At 72.0% G+C, this 13,863-nt stretch carries 14 protein-coding genes and 1 tRNA gene; 9 read left to right on the forward strand and 6 right to left on the reverse strand.

The genetic code is table 11. The annotated features are described in order from the left end of the window. Window positions 1-91: 91 nt before the first annotated feature. The 6 genes from OHA30_RS11495 to OHA30_RS11520 all read left to right on the forward strand — a co-directional run bounded on the left by OHA30_RS11495 (window position 92) and on the right by OHA30_RS11520 (window position 6,198). Window positions 92-739, forward strand: coding sequence for an ABC transporter permease (locus tag OHA30_RS11495; protein WP_328913723.1), 648 nt, complete (start codon window positions 92-94; stop codon window positions 737-739). Then, window positions 732-2,066, forward strand: coding sequence for an ABC transporter ATP-binding protein (locus OHA30_RS11500; RefSeq protein WP_405785612.1), 1,335 nt, complete (start codon window positions 732-734; stop codon window positions 2,064-2,066). The genes OHA30_RS11495 and OHA30_RS11500 overlap by 8 nt, the downstream gene beginning before the upstream one ends. Further along, window positions 2,063-2,962, forward strand: a complete 900-nt coding sequence (locus tag OHA30_RS11505) for an ABC transporter permease (RefSeq protein WP_328913724.1) — start codon at window positions 2,063-2,065, stop codon at window positions 2,960-2,962. Before OHA30_RS11500 ends, OHA30_RS11505 begins: the two co-directional genes overlap by 4 nt. A 41-nt stretch (window positions 2,963-3,003) precedes the next feature. Continuing rightward, the gene (locus OHA30_RS11510) at window positions 3,004-4,011 is read left to right on the forward strand and encodes a glycine betaine ABC transporter substrate-binding protein (RefSeq protein WP_405786119.1); all 1,008 of its coding nucleotides are present in this window, start codon (window positions 3,004-3,006) and stop codon (window positions 4,009-4,011) included. Window positions 4,012-4,121: 110 nt separating this feature from the next. After that, on the forward strand, window positions 4,122-4,790 hold the full coding sequence (locus tag OHA30_RS11515) for a winged helix-turn-helix domain-containing protein (protein WP_328913725.1): 669 nt from the start codon (window positions 4,122-4,124) through the stop codon (window positions 4,788-4,790). Window positions 4,791-4,899: 109 nt separating this feature from the next. Then, window positions 4,900-6,198 carry an MFS transporter gene (locus OHA30_RS11520; protein ID WP_328913726.1) on the forward strand — a complete coding sequence of 433 codons (1,299 nt, stop codon included), beginning with the start codon at window positions 4,900-4,902 and terminating at the stop codon, window positions 6,196-6,198. A 23-nt stretch (window positions 6,199-6,221) separates the two neighbouring features. Here OHA30_RS11520 and OHA30_RS11525 read toward each other — a convergent pair whose 3' ends face one another. The 6 genes from OHA30_RS11525 to OHA30_RS11550 all read right to left on the reverse strand — a co-directional run bounded on the left by OHA30_RS11525 (window position 6,222) and on the right by OHA30_RS11550 (window position 12,144). Next, window positions 6,222-7,010 carry a S16 family serine protease gene (locus OHA30_RS11525; RefSeq protein ID WP_328913727.1) on the reverse strand — a complete coding sequence of 263 codons (789 nt, stop codon included), beginning with the start codon at window positions 7,008-7,010 and terminating at the stop codon, window positions 6,222-6,224. 105 nt (window positions 7,011-7,115) lie between these two features. Next, complete coding sequence (locus OHA30_RS11530; protein ID WP_328913728.1) at window positions 7,116-7,892, reverse strand: IclR family transcriptional regulator; 777 nt, start codon at window positions 7,890-7,892, stop codon at window positions 7,116-7,118. A 244-nt stretch (window positions 7,893-8,136) separates the two neighbouring features. Next, window positions 8,137-9,924, reverse strand: coding sequence for a DEAD/DEAH box helicase (locus OHA30_RS11535; RefSeq protein WP_328913729.1), 1,788 nt, complete (start codon window positions 9,922-9,924; stop codon window positions 8,137-8,139). A 110-nt stretch (window positions 9,925-10,034) separates the two neighbouring features. Then, on the reverse strand, window positions 10,035-10,421 hold the full coding sequence (locus OHA30_RS11540) for a type II toxin-antitoxin system death-on-curing family toxin (RefSeq protein WP_328913730.1): 387 nt from the start codon (window positions 10,419-10,421) through the stop codon (window positions 10,035-10,037). Further along, window positions 10,418-10,618 (reverse strand): ribbon-helix-helix protein, CopG family, encoded by a 201-nt coding sequence (locus tag OHA30_RS11545; protein ID WP_328913731.1) that lies wholly within the window; start codon window positions 10,616-10,618, stop codon window positions 10,418-10,420. The genes OHA30_RS11540 and OHA30_RS11545 overlap by 4 nt, the downstream gene beginning before the upstream one ends. Before the next feature lie 56 nt (window positions 10,619-10,674). Then, window positions 10,675-12,144: an MFS transporter gene (locus OHA30_RS11550; RefSeq protein ID WP_405785611.1), complete on the reverse strand. Its 1,470-nt coding sequence runs from the start codon at window positions 12,142-12,144 to the stop codon at window positions 10,675-10,677. A gap of 149 nt (window positions 12,145-12,293) precedes the next feature. On the opposite strand from OHA30_RS11550, the gene OHA30_RS11555 reads away from it, so the two are divergent. The 3 genes from OHA30_RS11555 to OHA30_RS11565 all read left to right on the forward strand — a co-directional run bounded on the left by OHA30_RS11555 (window position 12,294) and on the right by OHA30_RS11565 (window position 13,666). Then, a tRNA-Cys gene (locus OHA30_RS11555) sits at window positions 12,294-12,368 on the forward strand. Window positions 12,369-12,571: 203 nt separating this feature from the next. Beyond that, window positions 12,572-13,123: an AAA family ATPase gene (locus OHA30_RS11560; RefSeq protein ID WP_328913732.1), complete on the forward strand. Its 552-nt coding sequence runs from the start codon at window positions 12,572-12,574 to the stop codon at window positions 13,121-13,123. Window positions 13,124-13,219: 96 nt separating this feature from the next. Beyond that, window positions 13,220-13,666 carry a carboxymuconolactone decarboxylase family protein gene (locus OHA30_RS11565; RefSeq protein WP_328913733.1) on the forward strand — a complete coding sequence of 149 codons (447 nt, stop codon included), beginning with the start codon at window positions 13,220-13,222 and terminating at the stop codon, window positions 13,664-13,666. The last annotated feature ends 197 nt before the right edge of the window (window positions 13,667-13,863 follow it).

The raw sequence follows: 13,863 nt of genomic DNA on the forward strand, positions 1-13,863 counted from the left end.
GCGGTACGGAGCATGGGCGGTACGGAGCACGGGCGGTCCGGAGCACGCGCGGCACGAGGCGTGCGCGGTACGGAGGAGGAGGCGGCCGGCGGTGAGTTTCTGGCAGTACCTCTCCAGCCGGCACCAGCAGCTGCTGGCCGACACGTATCAGCACGCCAGCGCCGTCTTCCAGTGCATGGTGCTGGCCACCCTCATCGGCGTGGTGATCGGCGTGGTCACCTACCGCAGCGACTGGGCCGGGAATCTCGCCGTCACCTCGACCGTCTCGATCCTCACGATCCCCTCCCTCGCCCTGATCGGTCTGCTGATCCCGGTGCTCGGCCTGGGGGTGCCGCCGACCGTGACGGCCCTGACGCTGTACGGGCTGCTGCCGGTCGTCCGCAACGCGATCGTCGGACTGCGCGGGGTGGACGCCTCACTGGTCGAGACCGCCAAGGGGCTCGGCATGTCACGGGCGGCCCGGCTGCTGCGGGTGGAACTGCCGCTGGCCTGGCCGCCGATCCTGGCCGGCATCCGGGTCTCCACGCAGATGCTGATGGGCATCGCGGCGGTGGCGGCGTACGCCTCGGGCCCCGGGCTGGGCAATGAGATCTTCCGCGGGATCGCCTCGCTGGGCAGCGCCAACGCGCTCAACGAGGTGCTGGCGGGCACGCTCGGGATCATCGTGCTCGCGCTGCTCTTCGACGCGGCCTATGTGCTGATCGGCCGGCTGACGATCCCGAGGGGGAGCCGTGGCTGAGGAACCGTTCCCACGAGAGGGAGCCCCGGGACCCGGGCGGTCCGGTGGGGCCGGCGGTTCCCACGCGGCCGGTCCGCGGACGGGCGCGACCATCTCGCTCGAGGCCCTGACCAAGCGCTACCCGGGCAGCGCGGAGCCCGCCGTGGACGGCGTCACGATGGAGATCGGGGCCGGTGAGACGGTGGTCCTCGTCGGGCCCTCGGGCTGCGGCAAGTCCACCACCCTGAAGATGATCAACCGGCTGATCGAGCCCACGTCCGGGCGGATCATGATCGACGGCGAGGACGTGACCCGTATCGACCCGGTGCGGCTGCGCCGCAAGATCGGCTACGCGATCCAGTCCTCCGGGCTCTTCCCGCACATGACGGTCGCCGAGAACATCGCCCTGGTGCCGAGGATGACCGGCTGGGGCAGATCCCGGGTCAAGGCCCGGGTGGAGGAGATGCTCGACCTCGTGGGTCTGGACGCAGGGGAGTTCCACGACCGCTACCCCCGGCAGCTGTCCGGCGGTCAGCAGCAGCGCGTCGGGGTGGCGCGGGCGCTGGCCGCGGACCCGCCGGTGCTGCTGATGGACGAGCCCTTCGGCGCGGTCGACCCGATCACCCGCGACCACCTCCAGGACGAACTCATCCGTCTCCAGCGCGAGTTGCACAAGACCGTCGTCTTCGTCACGCACCACTTCGACGAGGCGATCAAGCTCGGCGACCGTATCGCGGTGCTGCGCGAGCAGTCGCACATCGCGCAGTTCGACACCCCGGAGGCCATCCTCACCGACCCCGCCGACGATTTCGTCGCCGGCTTCGTCGGCGCGGGCGCGGCCCTGAAACGGCTGAACCTCACGCTGGTACGGGAGGTGGAGATCGCCGACTTCCCCTCGGTGACCATGGACGAGCCGGCGCAGTCCGTCCTGGACCGGCTGCGCAGCCTCCAGTACAACGAACTGCTGCTGCTCGACCGGCTGCGGCGCCCGTACAAGTGGCTGCGGCGCGGCGACCTGATGCGGTCCAAGGGGTCGCCGGACCGGGCCGGCACCCCGGTGGCCGGCACGGTGACCGGGGACGCGACGCTGCGCGACGCGCTGGAGGCGGTGCTGACCTCCGGGGTCGGCGGTCCCGCCGCCGAGGGCCGGGGAAGGGTCGCGGTGACCGGTCCGAGCGGGGAGTTCGTCGGCGTGGTGGACATGGAGACGCTGATGCGTTCCGTACGGGAGATGCTGGAGGCCGACCGGCTGATCGCGCGGGAGCACCGGCAGGAGCTGAACGCGATCGAGGGGCGTCCCGCGCCCACCGAGCGGGAGGGCGCGGCGGACGGGGAGTCCGGCTCATGAGCGCGGACCCGCCGCCGGGCGATCTGGGAGTCGTACGGGACGGCGGCCTCGACGCCGATCTCGTCACCGGACTCGGCTCCGACCTCGGCATCGGACTCGGCGGCGATCAGGGCCGGGAGCGGCAGGACCGGGGCCGGGACCGGGACGAGCGGCCCGAGCGCGGGATCACCTGGCAGAAGCTGGTGTGCACCCCGGCCGTGCTGGCCGCCGCCCTGCTGGCCACGTACCTGTGGATCACCCACATCCCCCTCGACGCCATCGAGCACAACGCGCTCGACAACGGCAATGTCCGACTGCGGCTCTGGCAGCACGTCAGGCTCACCGCGATCTCCACCTTCTGGGTGCTGCTGATCGCGATCCCGCTGGGCATCGCGCTGACCCGGCGGCGGCTGCGCGCGGCCTCGCCGCTGGTGACCGGGCTCGCCAACATCGGCCAGGCCGCCCCGGCGATCGGTCTGCTGGCGCTGCTGGTGATCTGGCTGGGCATCGGCGCGCGGACGGCGATCGTCGGCATGGTGGCGTACGCGGTGCTGCCGGTGCTGTCGAACACGGTGGCCGGGCTGCGGGCGATCGACCCGGACCTGGTGGAGGCCGCGCGCGGTATCGGCATGTCCGGGCGCGGGGTGCTGGGGAAGGTCGAACTGCCGCTGGCCGTACCGCTGATCCTGGCCGGGGTGCGGACCGCGCTGGTGCTGAACGTCGGCACCGCGACGCTGGCCACCTTCGGGGGCGGCGGCGGGCTCGGCGATCTGATCACCTCGGGGATCGTCACCCAGCGCATGCCCGTACTGGTGCTCGGCTCGGTCCTGACGGTGGCGCTGGCGCTGTTCGTGGACTGGCTGGCCTCGCTCGCGGAGGCGCTGATGCGGCCGCGCGGCCTGGCGGCGACGGCGTGAGCGGCCCACGCGGGGGCGCGGGCGGGCGGCGCGGGGGCGCGATCGCTCCGCGTGGGGGCGCGTTCAGGCGGCGACGGCTCCGTACGGCCGCCGCGCTGCTCGCCGGGGTGGCCCTGCTGGTGTCGCCCGCGGCCTGCGGACTGACCAGCGGCAGCCCCCTGGCGGACGAGGTACGGCCGGGCTCGATCGGCCGGGGCAAGCCGCTCAAGGGCGCCTCACTGGTGATCACCTCGAAGAACTTCAGCGAGAACATCGTCCTGGGCGAGATGATCGGGCTCGTCTTCAAGGCCGCGGGCGCCTCCGTCCTGGACCGCACCAACATCACCGGCTCGATCGGCGCCCGCGAAGCCGTCAAGTCCGGGCAGGCGGACGTGATGTACGAGTACACCGGCACCGCGTGGATCACCTACCTCGGCCGCACCACCCCGATCCAGAGCCCGCGTGCCCAGTGGCGGGCCGTCCGGGACGAGGACGTGCGGAACGGACTGACCTGGCTGCCGCCGTCCACGCTCGACAACACCTACTCGCTGGCGATCAGCGCGCCCAACGAGGCCCGTTACCACCTCAGAACGCTCTCCGACGTCGCCGCCCTGGCCGAAAAGGACCCCAAGGCCGTCACTCTGTGCGTCGAGAACGAGTTCGCCTCCCGCCAGGACGGCCTGCCCGGGATGCTCAAGGCGTACGGCATGAAGATCCCGGCCGGCCGTATCCAGAAGATGGACGCCGGGATCATCTACACCCAGGTCGGCAAGAACAACTCCTGTCTGCTGGGCGAGGTGTACACCACCGACGGCCGGATCTCGTCGATGCGGCTGACCGTCATGAAGGACGACCGGGGCTTCTTCCCCCACTACAACGCGGCGCCGGTCGTCTACGCGAAGACGGCCGAGAAGTACCCGGCCATCGCCGCCCTGCTGGACCCGATCAGCGCGAGGCTCACCACGGCGGTGGCCCGGAAGCTGAACGCCGAGGTCGACGTCGGCGGCCGGGACCCGCGTGACGTGGCCAAGGACTGGTTGGTCAAGGAGGGCTTCATCCGCGCGGGTTGACTGTCGGTCGGCTCGGTCCGGGCCGGCCGCCGGGCGCCCGCCGACAGTGCAAAGAACCAGTTGCAAACAAACCCTTGCAATGAGGTCTTTGCATTCATACGCTGCCTCCCGTGCCCGAGAATCCCGCGGACGACGTCCGCCCCCTCGATCCGCGTTCGCTGCGCGGACTCGCCCACCCGCTGCGCATGCGACTGCTCTCGGCGCTGCGCGAGTACGGACCCGCCACCGCCTCCGGACTCGCCGACCGGCTGGGCGAGTCCAGCGGCGCCACCAGCTACCACCTGCGGCAGCTCGCCGCCCACGGCTTCGTCGAGGACGACCCGGGCCGCGGCACCGCCCGCGAGCGGTGGTGGAAGGCCGCCCACCGCGGCACCCGCTTCGACAGCGTCGAGGAGTTCCTGCACCACCCGGACCCGGCGGTCCGCGGCGCGATGAACACCTTCATGTACGAGCGCGCCGCCGTGAACGCCGAGCAGGTGAGCACCTGGCTCGGCACCATGCGCGAATGGCCGGAGGCATGGCAGAAGACGTGGGACCTCAGCGACTTCGCCCTCCGACTGTCCCCCGAGGTGGCCGGCGAGCTGATCGAGCGGGTGCACGAGCTGATCGAGTCCTACCGGGACGCCGGGCCGGCCGGCCGGGAACCGTCCACGTCCCCGGAGCCGGGCACGGACGCGGACGCGAGCACCGGCACGGACGGGAGCACGGCCGCGGCCACAGACACGGACACCGCCATGGTCCGCTTCCAGTTCCAGGCCTTTCCGCGCCGCGCCGACTGACCGGCCGACCTACCTACCCGTACACCCGTACGTCCCTACATCTTGCCGCGCACATCCGCGCACACCCGCGTGCACACCCGCACGCCTTTCCGACGGGGGAAACCGCCCTATGCGCACCGCACCGGCCGCGATACCACCGCCGCCCGCCCGGGACCGGCGCCCGCTGGGCGTGCTGCTCACCGCGAACGTCGTCTCCGTCGCGGGCAGCATGCTCACGGTCGTCGCCGTCCCGTGGTTCGTCCTCCAGACCACCGGCAGCCCGGCCCGCGCGGGTCTGGTCGCCTTCGCCTCGACCCTGCCGGTGGTGCTCTCCGCGCTGCTCGGCGGCCCGCTGATCGACCGGCTCGGCTACGCGGTGAGCAGCGTCGCGTCCGACGCCGTCTGCGCGCTCGCCGTCGCGGCCGTACCGGTGCTGCATCTGACGGTGGGTCTGCCGTACGGCGCGCTGCTCGGGCTCGTCGCCGTCGCCGGGCTCTTCCACGCGCCCGGGGAGACCGCCCGCGAGGTGCTGATGCCCCGTCTCGCGGAACGGGCCGGGACCACGATCACACGGGCGTCGAGCGCCTACGAAAGCGCCTCGCGCGGCGCCAGGATGCTCGGGGCGCCGCTGGCCGGTGTGCTGATCGCGACGATCGGCGCCACGAACGTCCTGCTGCTGGACGCGGCGACCTTCGCGGTCTCGGCGCTGCTGATCGGCCTCGGGGTGCGGGACGGGGTACGGCCGGCGCCCGCGCCGAAGGACGCGTCGCCGGACGGCTATGTCGCCCAGCTCCGCGAGGGGTACGCCTATCTGGTCGGCGCCCGGCTGCTGTTCGCGGTGGTCGTGATGGTGATGGTGACCAACGCGCTGGACCAGGCGTGGTCGGCGGTGCTGCTGCCGGTGGACGCCCGTGAGCACCTGGGCGGTTCGGTGGGCCTCGGCCTGGTCTCCGGCACCATGGCGGGCGCGGCGCTGGCCGGCTCGCTGCTGTACGGGATCGCCGGCCACCGGCTGCCGCGCCGCGGCCTGTACATCGGCGCCTTCCTCGTCTGCGGATTCCCCCGTACGGCGGTCGCCGCCCTGGTACCCGGGCTGACGCCGCTGATCGTCACCTGCGCGGTGTGCGGGCTGGCCGCGGGCGTCCTCAATCCGATCATCGGCACGGAGATGGTGCGGCTGGTCCCGGAGCGGCTGCGCAGCCGGGTGTTCGGCGCGGTCACCTCGGGGGTGCTGGTGGCGGTGCCGATGGGCGGGCTGTTCGCGGGCTACCTGGTCCAGTACGCGGGACTGACCGCCGGGATGGTCACGGTCAGCGCGCTGTATCTGCTGACGACGCTCAGCCCGCTGGTGCTGCCCGCGTTCCGGCACTGGCCGGAGGTGCCCGCGGAGGCGCCCGCGGCGCGTACGGAGGCGGCCGTGGAGGCGTAAAGGAGCCGGTACGGCCCCGGCGCTCAGCAGGTCGGGGTCGGGCGGCCCTCGCGCACGGCGGACAGGGCCGACAGGGCGCCGTCCAGGGTCTGCACCGGGATCAGCTTCAGCCCCTTGGGCAGTTCGGCCTCGGCGTCCCGGCACTCGCCGCGCGGGACGAGGAAGACGGTGGCGCCGTCGCGCCGGGCCGCCTGCTCCTTGAGCGGCACCCCGCCGACCGCGCCGACCTTGCCGGAGGCGTCTATCGTGCCGGTGCCCGCGATCGTCCGGCCGCCCGTGAGGTCGCCGCCGTGGCCGTCGCCGTCGATCTTGTCGATGATGCCGAGGGTGAAGAGCAGACCCGCGCTCGGGCCGCCGACGTCGGCGAGCCGGAGGGTGACCTTGACCTTGGACGGCGACAGGCCCAGGTGCTTGAGCGCGGCCGAGGTGGCCGCCTCCTGCGAGTCGGTCATCTCCTTCTCGTTGGCCTTCTGGATGTCCTGCACCGAACCGCCGCTGGGGTAGACGGAGTCGCGCGGCATCGCGGCCTGGTTCTTCTTGAACCAGGCCCGCAGTACGTCCGTGAAGTGCACCGCCGTGTCCGGGGAGGTCGCGCTGATGGTGACCATTCGCAGCTGCCCGCTGGTGGGACGCACCGGCACGCCGTCGACCGTGATGATCTCGGTGCCCTTGTCCGCGCCGAGCACGTTCGTGGTCGGACCCGGTACGACGATCGACACCGGCAGCGGCGCGAACGCGGCCACGGCCAGGAGGGCGGCCACGACCGCCGCGCACACGGCGAGGGTCACGGACCGGCGGGAGAGCGTAGGCATGCGCCGACCCTAATTCACCCCGCGCGTCCCGCGTCCGCCGGGAGCCGCGGACCGCCCGCGGGCACCTTCCCCCGCGACGGCCCGCCTCCCCCTGGGTCCGGCGCCCTAGCGCAGGGCGTCGGAGACCTCGGTCGCCGCCTCCACGACGCGTCGGCCGACCCGTTCCGGCACCGACTCGGAGAGCATCACCACACCGACGCTGCCCTCGATGCCCGGGACGCCCAGCAGCGGCGCGGCGGCGCCGCTCGCACCCGCCTCCAGCTCTCCGGAGGTGATCACGTACCGGATCAGGTTGGTGGCGCCGCCGGCGCCGAGGGTACGGTCCGTGCCGTCGGCCCGGGCCGGTACCCGCGCCGGATACTCGGCGTACTCGCTGTAGTCGGGATACTCGGAGTCCTTACATCGCTCCCAACTGCTGCCGTCCGGTGTCGGCTGCATCCCCCGGCCGGCCAGGATCGCCCGGCCCGCCGCGCCCCGGTCCAGCGGGTGCCGGAAGCCGGTGCGGTAGGCGACGTGATAGTCGGTCCAGGTCGGCTCGACCACGGCGACGGCCAGTGCCTCCGTGCCGTCGACCAGGGTGAGATGGGCGGTGGCCCCGATGTCCTCGGCCAGCGAGCGCAGCGCGGGCAGCGCGGCCTCCCGCAGCAGCGGATGCACCTGATGCGCCAGGCCCAGCACCCCGAGCCCGACTCGGGCTCTGCCCCCCAGGTCGCGGCGGACCAGCGAATGCTGTTCCAGCGTGGCCAGCAGCCGGTAGACCACCGTGCGGTTCACACCGAGTTTGGCGGCCAGCTCGGTCACGGTCAGCCCGTGATCGGTGTCGGCAAGCAACTTCAGGACCCGCAGGCCCCGGTCGAGCGTTTGAGACGTCTCCGCGGTCACGACGCCCCCTCCCTCGTGAAATCGGCGGCGCATCCCACGATGAAAGCGCACTGCCGGTCCCGCGGCAGTACGCGGAGAGGCCGCCGGTGGTCGGCATACCGGCTGCGCTCCGCGGCTGCACTGCCACGGCGCGTGCGTGACCGGCACGGTAGCGAGCGAGTACCGCTCAGCGGAAGGGGTCGTCCACAATCCGGGCGTCACTTTACCCACCCTTGAGGTTCAAGGTCGTACAATACGGCCCACTTCACCTCATTCGGGTCGCCCATTCCTGAACCTTCTTGATGCGCTCGCCGAGCTGTCCCGCGGTCGCCTCGGCGCTCGGCGGACCACCGCACACTCTGCGCAATTCATTGTGAATCACCCCGTGCGGTTTGCCGCTTTGGTGGTTGTACGCGGCCACCAGGGTGTTGAGCTGCTTGCGCAGTTCGAGCAATTGCCGGTGGGTCACGACGGGCCGCCGCTCCGCGGGCATTTCGAGCAGATCGGCCTCTTCGTCCGGCTTGCGCCGACTGTGGGCGATCTGCCGGGCCTGCCGCTTCTGGAGCAGCATCTGCACCTGGTCGGGTTCCAGCAGCCCGGGGATGCCGAGGTAGTCCTGCTCCTCCTCGCTGCCCGGGTGGGCCTGCATACCGAACTCGGCGCCGTCGTAGAGCACCCGGTCGAAGACCGCGTCGGACTCCAGGGCCTCGAAGGGCAGCGCGTCGTCCTCGGTGGCCTCGTCCTCGGCCCGCTCGGCGTCGGCGAGGAGCTTGTCCTCCTCCGCGAAGGGGTCCTCCTCGCCCTGCTTCTTGGGCTTGTCGAGCACGTGGTCGCGCTCGACCTCCATCTCGTTGGCGAACTCCAGCAGCATCGGGATGGTCGGGACGAAGACGGACGCGGTCTCGCCGCGCCGCCGGGACCGTACGAAACGGCCCACCGCCTGGGCGAAGAAGAGCGGGGTGGAGATGGTCGTCGCGTACACCCCGACGGCCAGCCGGGGGACGTCCACGCCCTCGGAGACCATCCGGACCGCGACCATCCAGCGGTCGTCGGACTGGCTGAACTCCTCGATGCGCTTGGAGGCGCCGGTGTCGTCCGAGAGCACGACGGTGGCCTTGTGGCCGGTGATGTTCTTGATCAGCTTGGCGTAGGCGCGGGCCGAGTCCTGGTCGGTGGCGATCACCAGGCCGCCCGCGTCGGGGATGCCCTTGCGGACCTCGGTGAGGCGCTGGTCGGCGGACTTCAGGACGTTGGGGATCCACTCCCCGGTCGGCGCGAGGGCGGTCCGCCAGGCCTGGCCGGTGGCGTCCTTGGTCATCGGCTCGCCGAGGCGGGCGGACAGCTCGTCGCCGGCCTTGGTGCGCCAGCGCATGTTGCCGCTGTAGCTGAGGAAGATGACCGGCCGCACCACACCGTCCGCGAGGGCGTTGCCGTAGCCGTACGTGTAGTCGGCGGAGCTGCGGCGGATGCCGTCGTTGCCCTCCTCGTACGTCACGAAGGGGATCGGATTGGTGTCCGAGCGGAACGGGGTGCCGGTCAGCGCGAGCCGGCGGGTCGCCGGGTCGAACGCCTCCAGGCACGCCTCGCCCCACGACTTGCTGTCGCCCGCGTGGTGGATCTCGTCCAGGACGACCAGGGTCTTGCGCTGCTCGCAGCGGTTGCGGTGCAGCATCGGGCGGACGCCGACGCCCGCGTACGTGACCGCGACGCCGTGGTACTCGCGGCTCACCGGGCCCGCGCTGTACTCCGGGTCGAGCTTGATCCCTATCCGCGCGGCCGCGTCCGCCCACTGCTTCTTGAGGTGTTCGGTCGGGGCGACGACGGTGATCTGCTGCACGAGGTGGTTGTGGAGCAGATACGACGCGAGCGAGAGCGCGAAGGTCGTCTTGCCGGCGCCGGGGGTGGCCACGGCGAGGAAGTCCCGCGGCTGCTTGGCCACGTACGCGTCGATGGCACCCTGCTGCCAGGCCCGCAGCTTGTTGGCCGTTCCCCAGGGGGCCCGGCCGGGAAAGGCGGGAGACAGGTGATGCGGGTGAGATGCGGTGGTAGTCACGGTCTCCGTAAGGGGGTCGGCGCGGTCGTACGAAAACCGCCTCAGCCTACCGGCGGCGAACGCGCCCACCCCCCGCGACAGGTCCCGGACGCCCCGGAGTGCGACTCAGGTCACAGCGCTTCGTTCAGCGCGCGCAGCCCCTCGGAGATGACCTCGACCTCGTCCACCGCGCCGGTGGCCACATCGGTCACCAGCCGCTCGCCCGCGTCGATGTCCGGCCGCAACTGAACGCCGTTCAGCGAGAGGAAGACCACGCAGGACAGCCAGGCCGTGCGCTTGTTGCCGTCCACGAGGGGGTGGTTGACCGCCAGGGACTGCAAAAGCGCCGCCGCCTTGTCGAACAGGTCGACGTACGCCTCCTGCCCGAACATCGACGCGGACGGCCGGTGCACCGCGGACTCCAGCAGGCCCACGTCCCTGACCACGATCTGCATGTCGTCGCAGGCCAGCGCCCCGAGGGTGAGTCCGTCCTCGGAGTCGAGATAGACGTACGTCACTTGAGCCGCTCCATCAGCTCACGCCACTTGGCCGCCTGCTCGATGCCGTGCCTGCGCACCATGGCCTGCTTGGCCGTACGGGACAGGTAGTCGTCGATCGCCTGAAGCACCAGGGCGTGCATACTGCTGCCCTCCTCCTCGGCTCTCCGCTTCAACGCTTCGGCTTGGTCGTCACGAAGACGCAGGTTCATGGCCATACCGAAGGGTACCGACCGTGGTACCGATCTGGTACTACGACGGCCCGCGATGAGGACTACGACGCCCGCTTGGGGCGGAGGCGGGGGGAGATCGCGGCGCCGGCCAGGGCGATGGCCGCCGCCGGGAGGAAGACCGCGGCGAACGCCGCCGGGTGCGCGACCGTCGACGCGGAGGGCGTCACCGAGCCGCCGCCGAGCGCCACGAACGCCGTACCGACCGCGGCCACCAGCAGCACATTGGACAGCGCGTCGGAGACCTGGAGCGCCGCGGAGTTCGCGCCCGCGTCCCGCGGCGGGGAGAGCCTGAGCAGCAGCACGCCCAGCGTGGAGATCGCCAGCCCCATCCCCATCCCGCCGACGCACCACGCCACCGCCACGATCCACACCGGCACCGCGTGGTCGAGCGCCAGCGGCACCGCCGCGATCGCCGTGGCCGACAGCAGCAACCCGATCTGCACCAGCCGTTCGCGCACCGGCTCCAGCCCCGGGCGCGCCTGTATGTACGACCCCAGCGCCCAGGTCAGCCCGCCGCCCGCGAGCGACAGCCCGGCGATGGTCGGCGACAGCCCCCGCTGGGTGACCAGCATCAGCGGGATGAAGCTCTCCGCCGCGATGAACGACCCCGCCGCGATCCCCCGCATCAGGATCACCGTGGGCAGCCCCCGGGCCGCGCGGAAGGTCCCCCGGGGCAGCAGCCGCAGCGCGGCCGGCACCAGCAGCGCGGCGCCCGCCACGGCGGGCAGCGCCGAGAGCGGCCGCAGGTCCTGCCCGGCGTACTGGAGCAGCGCCGCCCCGCCCGCCAGCGCGGCCGCGAACCAGATCCGCCGCCCGTCCATCGTCCGCCGCCCGCCGCCCTCACGGCCCTCCGGCTCCTGGGCCGTACGCCGCAGCGCGGGCAGCATCACCGCCAGCGGCAGCGCCACGAGCACGGGGATCGCCAGGAACACCCACCGCCAGCCGAGCTGTTCGGTGACCGTGCCCGCCACCAGCGGCCCGACGATCGACGGCACCACCCACGACGCGGAGAACGCCGCCATCACCGAGGGCCGCAGCCGCTCCGGATACGCCCGCCCGACGATCACGTACAGCGCGACGATCACCAGGCCGCCGCCCAGGCCCTGTACGGCCCGCCCCAGCACGAACACCCCCATCGTGGCCGCCGTGCCGCTCACCACGAGACCGGCGGCGAACCCGGCGATACCGGTGGCCAGCGGCGCCAGCGGCCCGCCGCGGTCGCACCACTGCCCGCTGACCACCATCGCCAGCAGCGAGGTCGTGAAGAAGCCGGAGAACGCGAACGCGTACAGCCCGAGCCCGTCCAGCTCCCGCGCGGCGACCGGCATCGCGGTGCCGACCGCCGTCGCCTCGAAGGCGATCAGCAGCACGACGGAGACGACCCCGAACGTCAGCGCGCGATAGCGCCGTCCCAGCAGGCCGTCGCCCCCGGCATGCCCGGTGCCGTCGGATATCCGCTGGTCATCCCCCGGATCGGTCCGCTGCTCATCTCGATCGTCCACAAAAGCCACCCGCCCAGAGTAAGGGGCAAAGCCGCCTTTCACCCCTGCCAGACGGCGTGACCTTTCATGAACGCCGTGTGGCAGTCGCGTTGCGCTGCCGCCGGCGCCATTGACCCGCGCCGCCGCAGCCGTCAAGGTCTAGTCACACCGCACGACACGGCCGTGTGCCCGAGTGGTTGAGGGACTCGCCTGCAAAGCGAGTTACGCCGGTTCGATTCCGGTCACGGCCTCCATGTCCCACCGCGCCGCCCGGCTGCCCCTCCGCCGGGCGGCCGTTCGTTCTTCCCCTCCGCACCCCCGCCGGGACCCCCGTGGGCCGTGCTACGCGCGTACGCGAGGAATGGCCTATGCCACCACCGCGCGGACGGTTGAGTGCGGGGCTCCGGGCTGGGATGCTCGCACTCCGATCGGGGCCGTCCACCGGAAGGGCGAACGAATGGGCGAGGGGTCGCTCGACCGTGCCGTCGTGGTCATCACGGGAGTGATGGCCTCGGGCAAGTCGACGGTCGCGCAGTTGCTCGCGGAGCGATTGCCGCGGGCCGTGCACGTACGCGGGGACGTCTTCCGGCGGATGGTGGTGTCCGGGCGGCGCGAGCCGGTGCCGCACGACGACGAGGAGGCCGTGGCCCAACTGCGGCTGCGCTACCGGGTGTCGGCGTCCACCGCGGACCTGTACGCGGGCGCCGGATGGACCGCCGTGGTCCAGGACGTGGTGCTCGGGGAGCACCTGGAGCCGTATCTCGACGCCATCGCGGCCCGGCCGCTGTATCTGGTCGTCCTGGCCCCTTCCCAGCACGCCGTGGCGTCCCGGGAGGCGGCCCGCGCCAAGACCGGTTACGGCTCCTCCTGGACGGTCGGCGGGCTCGACGACGTACTGCGGCACCAGACGCCGAAGCTGGGGCTGTGGCTCGACACCAGCGACCAGACGCCCGACGAGACGGTCGACGCGATCCTCGCCCGGCTGGACGACGCGCGCGTCGCGGACTGAGCGACCGGCCGTGGGCGGCTCCGCCGCGGATTGGCCCATGATTCCCGTTGCCAACTGGTACGGCGTCAGATGCCCGTGCCGACGTAGCGTCTGCGCATGACCTCACGTACCAACCTCATGGAGCAGGCGCCGGACGTCTTCCGGACGCTTCTGGCGTTCAGTCAGGCGTCCGTCGAAGGGCTCGACCCCACCGTCGAGAAGCTGGTGAAGATCCGCGCCTCCCAGATCAACCACTGCGCGTACTGCCTGGACATGCACATCACGGACGCGCGCAAGGACGGCGAGAGCGACGACCGGATCTTCCTGCTCAACGCGTGGGAGGAGGCCGACGGCCTCTACACGGACAAGGAGCGGGCCGCGCTGGCGCTGACCGAGTCGATCACCCTGCTCACGGACGGATTCGTACCGGACGCGGTGTACGCGCGCGCCGCCGAGCACTTCGACGAGGCCGAACTGGCCCGGCTGGTGAGCACGATCGTGACGATCAACGCGTGGAACCGCTTCAACGTGGCCCTCCGCGTACAGCCCGCCATCGCCAAGTAACAACCCGGGTGGCCGGCCACAACTCCCCCGGCCACCCAAACCACAAGCCCACCGGGCACGTTCACCCCCAGCCCGCCCGGCGCTTGAGGGCAGCGTCAGCCCACCCGGCACGTTCACCCCCAGCCCGCCCGGCGCTTGAGGGCAGCGTCAGCCCACCCGCCGCGTTCACCCCCAGCCCGCCCGGCGTCTGAGGGCAG

It is taken from the genome of Streptomyces sp. NBC_00223 (assembly GCF_036199905.1).
Taxonomy (GTDB): domain Bacteria; phylum Actinomycetota; class Actinomycetes; order Streptomycetales; family Streptomycetaceae; genus Actinacidiphila.

Excerpts from the sequence above, each read along its gene's own strand:
- OHA30_RS11505 (WP_328913724.1), top strand. The coding sequence starts at position 2,063 with ATGAGCGCGGACCCGCCGCCGGGCGATCTGGGAGTCGTACGGGACGGC.
- OHA30_RS11520 (WP_328913726.1), top strand. The coding sequence starts at position 4,900 with ATGCGCACCGCACCGGCCGCGATACCACCGCCGCCCGCCCGGGACCGG.
- OHA30_RS11525 (WP_328913727.1), bottom strand. The coding sequence starts at position 7,010 with ATGCCTACGCTCTCCCGCCGGTCCGTGACCCTCGCCGTGTGCGCGGCG.
- OHA30_RS11545 (WP_328913731.1), bottom strand. The coding sequence starts at position 10,618 with ATGGCCATGAACCTGCGTCTTCGTGACGACCAAGCCGAAGCGTTGAAG.
- OHA30_RS11560 (WP_328913732.1), top strand. The coding sequence starts at position 12,572 with ATGGGCGAGGGGTCGCTCGACCGTGCCGTCGTGGTCATCACGGGAGTG.
- OHA30_RS11565 (WP_328913733.1), top strand. The coding sequence starts at position 13,220 with ATGACCTCACGTACCAACCTCATGGAGCAGGCGCCGGACGTCTTCCGG.